Here is an 11,998-nt window from a genome sequence, read left to right on the forward strand (position 1 = left end):
TTTCATTATAATTTTGCAGGTTTCAACTTTCTATTCTCATTTTCAAGTAAAATAGAAGAGTAGCTGTGAAATGGAGGCAATTAGATTGATAGGACAGACCGTAGAAAAAATATTACTCGAGAACCAAGAAAATTTCTTGGTGCCGGCAGAAAATGTGGCATCGGTATTTTATAACCACCCTTTGAGTCACGCATTGCTTGTTTTATCAAAAGTGGGCTATTCAAAGATCCCTGTACTAGATAGTGAGGACCATTTAGTCGGCTTAATCAGCCTCTCAAACATCGTAGAACGCATGATGGATCTCACTGGCTTCAGTATGGAAAATATTGAAGGGCTGACTGTGGCAGATGTCATGGAAGTCAATGTGAATTGCATCAAAGAAAGCGATGAGTTGGAAAGTATGCTGCATTTGTTAGTAGATCAAGCATTCTTGCCGATCGTTGATGATGACAATGTCTTTGTTGGGATTATCACCCGCAAAGAGATTTTAAAATCCGTCAATCATTTGGCGCACGAAATTGAAAGACGCTATTTGCTGATTTCTAAAGAGGATGCCCCAAAGATGACAGATGAACTGCATGTGGTATAGAAAAAAGGTTATCCCAGCTTCGGGATAACCTTTTTTAAATACCGACGATCGGCGCATTGGGGATCGTATAGCCTTTGGCAGTTAAAGCATCGATCGATGCGGCCAAAAATTCCTCTTTGATTTTCCATTGCGTACCGTTGGTCACATACATGGTCGTACGAATTGCAAAGTTGTTGTTCCCCAGATCCACTAAACCGAAGACCGTAGGGGCCGTTTGAATCTCTTCTTCATGCTGCTGAGCAATCTGTTCATTGACTTCTTCAATGATGGCACGTATTTCATCTAAGCCTTCAGATGGTAAGATACGTACGTCGACCACGACTTGCATATTGGCTCTTGATGTATTACTGATGGTCGTGATGTTACGATTTGGGATATAATGAACGGTTCCATCAACGGATTTTAATTGAACAGTCCGAATACCGACTGCCGTCACCGTACCTTCAAGCGTCAGATTGGTCAAGCGGACGTAATCACCAACATTGATTTGTTGCTCGGTAATAATAAAGAAGCCAGTAATCAAGTCGTTCATAAAACCTTGGGCGCCTAAACCAAGTGCGACACCGACGACTCCGGCACCTGCTAATAGAGAGCCTACAGGTACGCCGATGGTTGAAAGGAGTGCATAGACAAAAAAGAAGCCTAATGTGTAATGAACCGTATTGCGGATCAGGGTATGGATCGTGTTGATTCGACTCACATTGAAACTGGCTTTTTTTTCATAGGAACGATAGATCCGATCGATGATCATATTGCTTATTTTCAATAAAATACCGAATAGGATACATAAAAAAAGCAACATCAATGCTTTTTGAATCAGTAGGCCAATGATCGATTCCCAGTCGATGGACGCCCACCATTTTTGCAATGCATTGAGCTGAGCAGCTGCTGGTTCAGTAATGCTGGAACCACTTGAATCGGTCGTGCTAGCTGCGAGTAGCAGTTGTTTCATAAAATCCCTCCAAGTCTTACTGCATCTATTTTAACGAAGATAAAATAGAAATGCAAAGGAGGTTTTCTGAAATACCTGTTTTTTTCAGAAAAAGCCTGCTCAGCCAACGGGTAGGCAAATAGCAGACTTTTCTATGACTATCATTGATTAAGATAAATGAACGCCTTTATCAACAAAAATCACTTCGCCGATAATCCCGCTTGATAAAGGACTGATCAAGAAGGCACAAGCATTGCCGACTTCTTCGATCGTTACACCAATATGATCTGGTGTTCGATCCTCTGACAATTGGATCAGTTTTTGATAGTCTTTTACACCAGTTACTGCCAGCGTCTTGATGGCGCCAGCTGAAATCGCATTGACACGGATCTTTTGCGGTGAAAGTTCGGCAGCTAAATAGCGAACACTTGATTCCAAAGCAGCTTTCGCAATACCCATCATGTTGTAGTTTGGTACTGCCCGTTCGGCACCTAAGTAGGAAAGGGTAACGATTCCAGCATTTTCAGCTAAGATTGGTTTGGCATATTTAGTGACGGCAATCAATGAATAACTGCTGATGTCTTGCGCCAAAGCATAACCGTCACGAGAAATATTCAAAATGTCGCCAGAAAGATCTTCTTTATTAGCATAAGCGACGGCATGGACGACACCATGGATCTCTCCAGCATATTCTTTGATTGTATCAAAGGCGGCAGCAATGCTTTCGTCATTAGCGACGTCACACTCCACTACAAATTCATCAGATTCCAATAAGCGCTCTAAAGGCTTCTTCATGCGGTCGTTTTGATACGTGTAGATCACTTCGGCTCCTTGTGCTTTTAATGCTTGTGCACAGCCCCAAGCGATACTGCGTTTGTTGGCAACGCCCATGACGACAACTTTTTTACCGGTTAAAAAACTCATAATTCCACTCCTTAATTAATTCAACAATAATAAAATACGTATAATGACAAATAGTAAATCAAACTATCTTGATTTCTAATTATTAAGCATAATTGTTTGATTGTCAAACTATTTTTTTCTTAATAAATATTTAGTTGCGAATTCCGTTGAACTATGATACTTTGATAATCAAACTATAATAAATTCTTAAGCAAGGAAGGGAAACCATGAAAAAACTATTGACTGAAACAGAAGTCATGGATTTGATTCCAAATCGCTACCCAATTATATATATTGATTATGTCGATGAAATCGAGTCTGGCAAAAAGATTATCGCAACGAAAAATGTTACCATCAACGAAGACTTTTTCCAAGGTCATTTTCCGGGAAATCCAGTAATGCCGGGTGCCTTGATTTTAGAAACATTGGCACAAGCAGGATCGATCCTGATCTTGAAATCCGAGGAATTCCAAGGTAGAACGGCGTATATCGGCGGCATAAACAAAGCCAAATTCCGTCAAAAAGTTGTTCCGGGAGATACTATGAAACTTGTTTTTGAGATCACCAAAATCAAAGGCTCCGTTGGAACTGCTGATGCGGTAGCGACAGTGGATGGCAAAAAAGCTGCTGAGTGCGAATTTACCTTTATCGTAGGCGACCAAATGTAAAAGAAAACCGCTGAAATTCCCGAGTATCGGAGACTTCAGCGGTTTTTTTTATTTATTCTTTGGCTTCTTGTAAGACCTTGATCGTTTCGATCTTCACTGGCTCAACCGGTTGAGAATTCTCACCATTGCCAGAGTCTTGGGTTTCTGCTTGCGCAATTTTATCTACGACATCCATGCCTTCGATCACTTGACCAAATACGGTATAGCTACCGTCCAATCGTGGTGTTCCACCATTTTTGTAGGCTTCGATGATTTTTTCAGGATAGTGTTGGATCGCTAGACCGTCGGATACATCTTGATCATTTTGAACGATGTAGAATTGACTGCCTTGGCTGTTTGGCGCACTTGATTTTGCCATTGCCAATGCGCCTCGCAAGTGATAAAGCTGGTTCGAGTATTCTTCGCCGAATCCTTCACCCCAAATGCTTTCTCCGCCAGTCCCATCACCATTAGGGTCGCCCCCTTGGATCATAAACTCTTCTACGACACGATGGAAAGTCAAGCCGTCATAATAACCATCTTTGGCATGGGTCAAAAAGTTTTCGACTGCTTTGGGCGCGATCTCTGGGAAAAGTTTGATTTTGATCGAGCCTTCTTCCGTCACCATTTCAACTAAGGCTTCATTCTCTTGCACATCCGTTGATAATTGCGGCAATTCCAGGGCATTCAAGTCAACGGATTCTGAGTTTGACGTGCTTTCTGCCGAATTGCTTGATGAGGGATCGGTGGTACTTGAACCTGTACAAGCAGCTAATAATAAAAGGCTAGCAGCTGCTGTCAGTGTGAATAGGATTTTTTTCATTCTTTCATTCCTTCCAGTTTTCTTAATGATAATCATAACAAAAAAGAGACATAGAAGAAAGCGCAGATTTTGTGGAATGAGAAAGAAACAGGTGGAAAGGTGTAGACCACTTTTTAGATGTTTGCTATAATGAAAGAGGATTCATTATAATAAACGGATAGAATTTACAGGAGGTTTTTTTGATGGGAAAATTAGGGATATCGATTTATCCAGAGCGCTCAACGTTTGAAAAGGACAAAGCGTATTTAGACTTGGCACACAAATACGGCTTTAAACGGGTATTTACCAGTTTGCTGCAAATCAACGATGACAAAGAAAAAGTCTTGGCAGACTTTAAACAAGTCGTGGATTATGCCAATCAGTTAGAAATGGAAGTCATGGTAGATATCAATCCTGGTTTATTCGAACAGCTAGGTATTTCTTATGATGATTTATCCTTCTTTGATGAGATGGGGGCTTACGGTGTTCGGTTAGATATTGGTTTTACTGGTTCAGAAGAAGCCAAAATGACGCGTAATCCTTACGGGATCAAAATCGAAATCAATATGAGCAGTGGTACGAGCTACGTGGATAACATCATGAGTTATTCACCTAATACTGAAAATTTACTAGGCTCGCATAACTTCTATCCTCATCGCTATTCAGGGTTAGGCTACGACCATTTCGTTTTTTGTTCGGAAAAATTCCGCAAATACAATTTAAATACGATGGCTTTCGTGAATTCTCACGAAGCTGATTTCGGTCCATGGCCAACACAAGATGGTTTATGCTCTTTGGAAGATCATCGTGATCTGCCACTAGCTACGCAAGTCAAACATTTAGTGTTGACGGGTTTGATCGATGATATCTCTGTTGGAAATGCCTATGCTTCAGAAGCAGAATTGGCAGCAATGGCTGAAGCGTTTCACGCGGATTATCCGACATTAAGAGTCGATGTCGTTGACGGAATCACTGAAGATGAACGAATTTGTCTCTTCGATAATCTGCACAGCTATCGAGGAGATCGTTCGGAATACATCTTGCGTTCAACGATGACGCGGATCTATTATAAAGACAAGGAATTTCCACCTCATGATACCCGTGATATGGTAAGAGGGGATGTCTTGATCGATAATGCTGGCTATGGACAATACAAAGGGGAGACGCAAATCGCCTTGAAAGCAATGAAAAATGATGGTCGAGTCAATGTCGTTGGTAAGATCGCTGATGAGGAACTATTCTTATTAGAATTTTTGAAACCTTGGTCAAGTTTTAAATTGGTCGAAAATAACTAATTACCACGAAAATCAACCATTGCCAACAAAGATTGTTGGCAATGGTTTTCTTTTTGGGCGCTTGCGATTGACAAACATGAGCAAAAAACGGTAATTTATGTAGTGGGTTCTTTCCTTGAGGAATGATGAAACCATAATAATATTATGTAAACTATATAACAAGAGGACGTGACAAGTGTGAAATTGCGCTGGAAGATTGCCATCGGAGTGGCTGTATTAGCAATTGCGGGGTTAGGGTATGCAGGAAACTATTTTTATGATTATGCGGTGGTTCCTTCAGAAAAAGATTTCTTGGAAGGAGATACCCCTGGTACTGATGAAAATCAGACGGGAAATGAATCGCAAAATTGGTTTACAGATCCAGCAAATCGTGAGATGTGGCAGCTAACTTCTGAAGATGATTTAAAATTATCCGCCATTCATCTACCGGCGGAGGAGAAGAATCGTGGGAAAACGGCGATCATCGCGCATGGCTATATGGGGAACGCAGAAACGATGGCGGACTACGCTAAGATGTATCATGATTTAGGCTATAATGTCTTGGTTCCAGACGCTCGAGGGCATGGTCAAAGCGAAGGAGATTATATTGGTTTTGGGTGGCACGAACGTAAGGATTATTTGCAATGGATCGATGAGGTACTCGCAAAAAATGGTTCTGAAGAAACGATCACTTTGTATGGCATCAGTATGGGGGCTGCCACGGTAATGATGACCAGTGGGGAAGACTTACCGAAAAATGTCACTTCTATTATTGAAGATTGTGGGTATACCAACGTCAATGAAGAATTGGGTTATCAACTCGATCAATTGTTTGGTCTACCGGCCTTTCCATTGATGAATGTCACTAGTCTTGTCACAAAAATCCGAGCGGGGTATTTCTTCGGTGAAGCAGATGCAGTCAAACAACTGCAAAAGAATACGCGTCCGATCTTTTTTATCCATGGCGATGCGGATACGTTTGTTCCTTATTCGATGCTGGATATTTTGTATAACGCGACCGATGCACCAAAAGAAAAGTGGGTTGTTTCAGGTGCCGAGCATGCGAAAAGCTACAAAACAGATCCAGACCTTTATAAAGAAAAAATTGCAGCTTTTTTGGACAAATACGATCATCCAGCAAATGAATAAAAAAGTGCCGGTTCTAAAAAAGAACCGGCACTTTTTGCTTGACCTTTAGCTTATAAACGAGCAAATTCTTCTAGCAAGCGAATCATTTGGCAAGTAAAGCCGTATTCATTATCATACCAAGCGACGGTTTTCACCAGTTGGAAATCGCCAGCAGTGGTTACTTCTGTTTGTGTCGGATCAAAGATAGACCCTTGAGTGGTACCAATCACATCTCCAGAGACGATTTCACGGTCATCGTAACCGAATGACGGATTATCGACGGTGTGTTTTCTGATCGCTTCATTGACTTCATCGGCGGTTACTTTGGTTTTCAAAATTGAGACTAATTCTGTTAAAGAACCATCGACGACAGGAACCCGTTGGGCGTGGCCTTGTAATTTGCCATTTAATTCTGGGATAACCAAACCGATTGCTTTGGCGGCACCCGTTGAGTGAGGGATCGTGTTGTCAGCAGCGGAACGAGCGGCTCTTAAGTTTCCGCCTTTTACAGGACCATCCAATAGCATTTGAGTAGAAGTATACGCATGAACCGTCGTCATCGTGCCAACTTCGATCCCGAATTCCTCATTTAAAAAGTAGGCCATTGGAGCTAAGCAGTTGGTCGTACAAGAACCTGCGGATATGATAGTATCATCCGGTGTTAACGTGTCTGAGTTGACATTGTAAACGATCGTTTTCATATTACCAGCTGGTGCGGAGATAACGACTCGTTTGACACCTGCATCAAGATGGGCCTGGGCTTTTTCTGCGGAAGTGTAAAAACCCGTACATTCTAATACGATATCGACGCCATTTTCTTTTGCCCAGGGGATTTTGCTTGCGTCTGGTTCAGCGTACACTCGGGTCTCTTTGCCATCGACAACGATAGCATTATCCGTTGCAGTAACAGTTCCAGGGTACGTGCCGTGGGTCGAGTCAAATTGCAATAGATGTGCTAACATTACGGGGCTTGTTAAATCATTGATTGCCACAACTTCAATATCGGCAGAAACTTCTCTGATCCTACGAAAAGCTAAACGTCCAATTCGTCCAAAACCATTGATTCCAACTTTTACTGTCATTTCTTGTTTCCTCCTTTGATTGTGTACTGGTACACTTAAAAGTTTGCTACGATTTCCTGTGACTGTCAAAGAATAACCCTTAAGAATTCGCGATTTCTTACGGAAACCCATGAGAAAAGATAGACAAAAGGCGTTTCGGTCGTTACAATAAAATAGACTTTCTTATTAGAGAAATAGTAACCACTTAAAGTGAGATAACTGATAATCAAAAAGTATAGAAGGTAGTAAAAAAAGAATGGAGGACAAATAATGTCCATGTTTTTAGATCAAGTGACAATCGATGTCAAAGCAGGAAAAGGCGGCGACGGAATGGTTGCTTTTCGCCGAGAGAAATATGTCCCAGACGGCGGACCCGCAGGTGGGGACGGGGGACGTGGCGGTGATGTCATTTTAGTCGTAGACGAAGGTTTGCGTACATTAATGGATTTCCGCTTTAATCGTCATTTTAAAGCGCAACCCGGGGAAAATGGCATGAGTAAAGGAATGCACGGCCGTGGCTCAGATGATACTTACATCAAAGTACCTCAAGGCACCACCGTTCGTGATGCTGAAACAGGTGCCTTATTAGGTGATTTGATTGAGCAAGGTCAAACATTAGTAATCGCAAAAGGCGGGCGGGGCGGCCGTGGGAACATTCGGTTTGCCTCTCCTAAAAACCCAGCACCAGAATTAGCTGAGAACGGTGAACCCGGTCAAGAAAGAAAAATCGAGCTCGAATTAAAAGTCTTAGCAGATGTTGGTTTAGTTGGTTTCCCTTCGGTTGGGAAGTCCACATTACTCTCTGTGATTTCCTCTGCTCGGCCAAAAATCGGCGCGTATCATTTTACAACACTGGTGCCAAATTTAGGCATGGTAACGACCACTGATGGTCGTAGTTTTGCAGTAGCCGATCTGCCTGGCTTGATCGAAGGTGCTTCGCAAGGCGTTGGTTTAGGGACTCAGTTTTTACGTCATATCGAACGGACGCGGGTCATTTTACATGTGATCGATATGAGCGGCATGGAAGGGCGCGATCCATATGAAGACTATTTATCCATCAACAATGAATTGTCGACCCATAACTTGCGCTTACTAGAGCGCCCACAGATCATCGTTGCCAATAAGATGGATATGCCGGATGCTGAAGAAAACCTAGCCCTTTTCAAAGAGCAGCTGGCAAAAGAAAAAACGGATGAGTTCGCGGATGAACCAATGATTTTCCCAATCTCTGGTGTCACTCGTAAGGGAATCGATGCCTTGCTGAATGCGACAGCGGATCTATTGGAAGTCACTCCTGAGTTCCTCTTGTACGATGAAGAAATCGAAGAAGATGTGGTTCATTACGGCTTCCAATCGGATGAACCGGAGTTTGCAATCGATCGCGATCCTGATGCAACTTGGATCTTGAGCGGTGAGAAAATCGAAAAACTATTCCAAATGACGAACTTTGATCACGATGAGACTGTGATGCGTTTTGCTCGTCAATTACGTGGATTGGGTGTCGATGAAGCATTGCGTGCGAGAGGTGCCAAAGACGGTGATATTGTGCGTATCGGTAATTTTGAATTTGAGTTTGTCGAATAAGCGTTTAAAAGAACATCATTTTTTTAAAAAAATCCTTCATAGTTGAATTGGTTTTGACTGCTGATCATTGATTTTCTCTAAGAAATCAATGATCAGCAGTCTTTTTGGTTTCTTTTTTCATTTAAATGATTTACTGTTAAAATAAAGAAAAGAACAAATAAACCAAAGGGAGCGATTTTTATGTCAAAACGAGTCATTGTAATGAACTTTGATGCTAGTGCCAAAGCGTATCAAGCCTTTTCTGAAGTGAAACGGATGCATATGGAACGAAAGATCAAAGGAGAGCAAATGGCGGTTCTTACCCATACCAATGAAGGCGTACATCAATTTAAAGTCGAGGATTTTCTTGATTTTACTGGAAACAATAAGACATCAACTGGTGGTTTGATCGGGATGCTCGTTGGTGTGTTAGGTGGGCCTTTGGGAATCATGCTGGGCTGGTTTGGCGGTAGTATGATCGGTGCTACTCGTGACGCAAAAGAGATCCAAAATGCGCAAATGCTCTTCGAACACGTCGGAAACCAAATTGGTGTAGGCGATACGGGGTTATTATTGATTGCCGATGAAGAGGACAATCGTCCTTTGAACCAACTGATCATGAATGAATTAGGCGGTGACATCACTCGTTTTGACTACGATGATGTCGAGGCAGAGATCGAGACGGCCAAAAAAGTCGAAGAATCCACCAAGGCACGTGTTCAAGAGGATTGGAAAAATTCCCATAACGATGAATCCGATAGCCAATCCGAGAAATAAAAACCGCAAGCTTCAATTGCAACTTGATTTCTTTTCCGCTAAAATTGGAAAGAGATGAAAGGAAAGAAGCTTATGGAATTAGAATTTTTAGGAACAGGTGCTGGAGTGCCTGCGAAACATCGAAACGTGACCAGCACTGCGTTACGATTATTAGATGAACGTAATGCCGTTTGGCTTTTTGATTGTGGCGAAGGGACACAAATGCAGATCTTGCATTCTACGATTAGACCGAGAAAGATTGAAAAAATCTTTATTACCCATCTTCATGGTGATCATATTTATGGATTGCCAGGATTGATCAGCAGCCGCTCCTTTCAAGGCGGAGACACACCTCTAGAGATTTATGGACCCAAGGGGATCAAAGCATACATTCAAACCGTTTTGCGGATTTCTCAGACGAAAGTCAGCTATCCATTGCATTTTTTTGAGATTGAAGAAGAAGGGATTCTTTTTAAAGATCAGCAATTTGAAGTATCTTGTCTGCGCCTTGATCACGGGATTGATAGTTTTGGCTATCGTATTGTCGAAGCAAGCCATCAAGGGGAGTTGCAAGTGCAAGCATTGCTTGAACTTGGGCTGAAACCTGGTCCTGTCTTCGGACGTTTGAAAAAAGGTGAAGTAGTTACCCTCGATGATGGTCGTCAAATCAATGGGGCTGATTTTTTAGGTCAAGCCAAAAAAGGACGGATCGTGACAATATTAGGTGACACCCGTAAATGTCAAAACGCCGTGCTTTTAGCGAAAGATGCGGATGTTTTGGTACATGAAAGTACCTTCAACAAAGAAGAAGCCAAGTTGGCTCGCGCTTATTTTCATTCGACGACGCGACAAGCTGCTGAAGTTGCCCAAGAAGCTCACGCCAAGCGTTTGCTATTGACCCATATCAGCGCGCGCTATGTTGGCAAAGATATTACAAATTTAGTAAATGAAGCAAAAGAAGTATTTCCGAATACGTTGATCGTCAAAGATTTTGATGTTGTCGAGATCCCTTTTGCCGGAGAGGAAGAATCAGATGAACTTGGAGAATAAAGTTGTCGTTGTAACAGGAGGTTCTGCCGGACTTGGAGAACAAATCTGTTATGAAGCCGCAAAACGTGGTGCGATCGTCGTGACTTGTGCCCGGAGGACGAATTTGATTGGGAAAGTCAAAGAGCAATGTATGGAATTAAGCGGCAAAGAAGCGTATGCGTTTCAATTGGACGTAGCAAATCCTGAAAGCGTGGAGCGCTTATTAGAAAAAATCAGTGAGAAAGTCGGAAAGATCGATGTCTTTGTCAATAATGCTGGCTATGGGATCTTTCAAGAGTTTACAGAGATGGATCCTGCGGTCATCCGTAATATGTTTGAAGTCAATGTACTTGGGATGATGGTTTTGACTCAGCAAGTTGCGATTCAAATGGCTGAACAAAAGCATGGTCATATCATAAACGTTGCTTCAATTGCGGGTAAGATCGCTACGCCGAAGACCGCAGTTTACTCTGCAACGAAATTTGCTGTACTTGGTTTTTCTAACGCCTTACGTTTAGAACTAAAACCACTGGGGATCAACGTAACAACGGTCAACCCAGGGCCGATCGAAACGGCATTCTTTGACCAAGCAGATCCTAGCGGTAGTTACTTATCATCGGTGGGCAGCCTTGTCCTTGAACCAAACAAATTGGCACAAACGATCGTCAAAGCCATGATTCATCCAAAACGAGAAATCAATCGCCCACATATTTTAGGGGCGGCAGCAAAACTGTATACACTGTTTCCTGCAATCGGGGATTATATGGCAGGAACGATGTTCAACAAAAAATAGGAGTTGAAACCCATGAAAAATCAATGGCGTGTTATCGTTGGTATTTTACTGATTTTAGTGATCGTTTTATTTGCGGTTGCAAACAATATGACTGTTCCGATCAATTTTGGCTTCACAACGATTCAATCGCCACTGATCTTAGTCATTATTGGTTCTGCTTTGTTAGGCGCATTGATTTTGTTGCTGGTTTCCACAAGTGCAATGTTCCGTCAAAAAAAAGAACTAAAACAATTGAGAAAAGAGCTCTCGGATTATCGCACGAATAACGAGAAAGTTCTGCAAGATGAACGAGAAGCCTTGGAACGAGAATATACCAACAAGCAGGCGGAGTTAGCAGCTAGGCAGCAACAACTCGACGATCAAGAAGCGCAACTTTCGTCACGTGCTGCAGGCGCCTCAACGCCGCCAACGATTGATGAAGAAATGAAGTCTTTTGAATCGCAAGCCTAGAATACATGAGAGCAATTAAGAAAAGAGTTTGCCGGCGCATCGTTCGCTGCAAGCTCTTTTTTGTGATATGAA

At 42.2% G+C, this 11,998-nt stretch carries 13 protein-coding genes; 9 read left to right on the forward strand and 4 right to left on the reverse strand.

The genetic code is table 11. From position 1 onward, the window contains the following. Positions 1-85 precede the first annotated feature (85 nt). Positions 86-589 (forward strand): cyclic-di-AMP-binding protein CbpB, encoded by a 504-nt coding sequence (gene cbpB / locus IGJ42_RS07850; protein WP_301389409.1) that lies wholly within the window; start codon positions 86-88, stop codon positions 587-589. A 34-nt stretch (positions 590-623) separates the two neighbouring features. Here cbpB and IGJ42_RS07855 read toward each other — a convergent pair whose 3' ends face one another. Both IGJ42_RS07855 and fabI read right to left on the reverse strand, forming a co-directional pair. Then, positions 624-1,541, reverse strand: a complete 918-nt coding sequence (locus IGJ42_RS07855) for a mechanosensitive ion channel family protein (protein WP_005236101.1) — start codon at positions 1,539-1,541, stop codon at positions 624-626. A 147-nt stretch (positions 1,542-1,688) separates the two neighbouring features. Beyond that, entirely contained in the window at positions 1,689-2,444 is a 756-nt protein-coding gene (gene fabI, locus IGJ42_RS07860; RefSeq protein ID WP_005236100.1) for an enoyl-ACP reductase FabI, read from the reverse strand. Positions 2,445-2,650: 206 nt separating this feature from the next. On the opposite strand from fabI, the gene fabZ reads away from it, so the two are divergent. Next, positions 2,651-3,091: a 3-hydroxyacyl-ACP dehydratase FabZ gene (gene fabZ, locus IGJ42_RS07865; RefSeq protein ID WP_429947581.1), complete on the forward strand. Its 441-nt coding sequence runs from the start codon at positions 2,651-2,653 to the stop codon at positions 3,089-3,091. Positions 3,092-3,143: 52 nt separating this feature from the next. Here the strand turns inward: fabZ and IGJ42_RS07870 are convergent, their stop codons facing one another. Beyond that, positions 3,144-3,893, reverse strand: a complete 750-nt coding sequence (locus IGJ42_RS07870) for a peptidylprolyl isomerase (RefSeq protein WP_061054146.1) — start codon at positions 3,891-3,893, stop codon at positions 3,144-3,146. Positions 3,894-4,075: 182 nt separating this feature from the next. On the opposite strand from IGJ42_RS07870, the gene IGJ42_RS07875 reads away from it, so the two are divergent. Both IGJ42_RS07875 and IGJ42_RS07880 read left to right on the forward strand, forming a co-directional pair. Further along, entirely contained in the window at positions 4,076-5,167 is a 1,092-nt protein-coding gene (locus IGJ42_RS07875; protein WP_061054147.1) for a DUF871 domain-containing protein, read from the forward strand. Positions 5,168-5,344: 177 nt separating this feature from the next. Beyond that, positions 5,345-6,295: an alpha/beta hydrolase gene (locus IGJ42_RS07880; protein ID WP_194199951.1), complete on the forward strand. Its 951-nt coding sequence runs from the start codon at positions 5,345-5,347 to the stop codon at positions 6,293-6,295. A gap of 50 nt (positions 6,296-6,345) precedes the next feature. Here IGJ42_RS07880 and gap read toward each other — a convergent pair whose 3' ends face one another. After that, a complete protein-coding gene (gene gap / locus IGJ42_RS07885) occupies positions 6,346-7,356 on the reverse strand; it encodes a type I glyceraldehyde-3-phosphate dehydrogenase (protein ID WP_042890377.1) in 1,011 nt (336 codons plus the stop codon). A 249-nt stretch (positions 7,357-7,605) separates the two neighbouring features. Between gap and obgE the strand changes: the two genes are divergently transcribed. The 5 genes from obgE to IGJ42_RS07910 all read left to right on the forward strand — a co-directional run bounded on the left by obgE (position 7,606) and on the right by IGJ42_RS07910 (position 11,926). After that, on the forward strand, positions 7,606-8,919 hold the full coding sequence (gene obgE / locus IGJ42_RS07890) for a GTPase ObgE (RefSeq protein ID WP_042890376.1): 1,314 nt from the start codon (positions 7,606-7,608) through the stop codon (positions 8,917-8,919). A 180-nt stretch (positions 8,920-9,099) separates the two neighbouring features. Continuing rightward, positions 9,100-9,675 carry a DUF456 domain-containing protein gene (locus IGJ42_RS07895; RefSeq protein ID WP_005236092.1) on the forward strand — a complete coding sequence of 192 codons (576 nt, stop codon included), beginning with the start codon at positions 9,100-9,102 and terminating at the stop codon, positions 9,673-9,675. 72 nt (positions 9,676-9,747) lie between these two features. Beyond that, positions 9,748-10,704 carry a ribonuclease Z gene (gene rnz / locus IGJ42_RS07900; RefSeq protein WP_008381890.1) on the forward strand — a complete coding sequence of 319 codons (957 nt, stop codon included), beginning with the start codon at positions 9,748-9,750 and terminating at the stop codon, positions 10,702-10,704. Continuing rightward, complete coding sequence (locus IGJ42_RS07905) at positions 10,688-11,476, forward strand: SDR family NAD(P)-dependent oxidoreductase (RefSeq protein WP_016612306.1); 789 nt, start codon at positions 10,688-10,690, stop codon at positions 11,474-11,476. Before rnz ends, IGJ42_RS07905 begins: the two co-directional genes overlap by 17 nt. A 12-nt stretch (positions 11,477-11,488) precedes the next feature. Further along, positions 11,489-11,926, forward strand: coding sequence for a lipopolysaccharide assembly protein LapA domain-containing protein (locus IGJ42_RS07910; protein WP_086299461.1), 438 nt, complete (start codon positions 11,489-11,491; stop codon positions 11,924-11,926). The last annotated feature ends 72 nt before the right edge of the window (positions 11,927-11,998 follow it).

It is taken from the genome of Enterococcus sp. DIV1067f, assembly GCF_050543505.1.
Lineage (GTDB): Bacteria > Bacillota > Bacilli > Lactobacillales > Enterococcaceae > Enterococcus_D > Enterococcus_D entomosocium.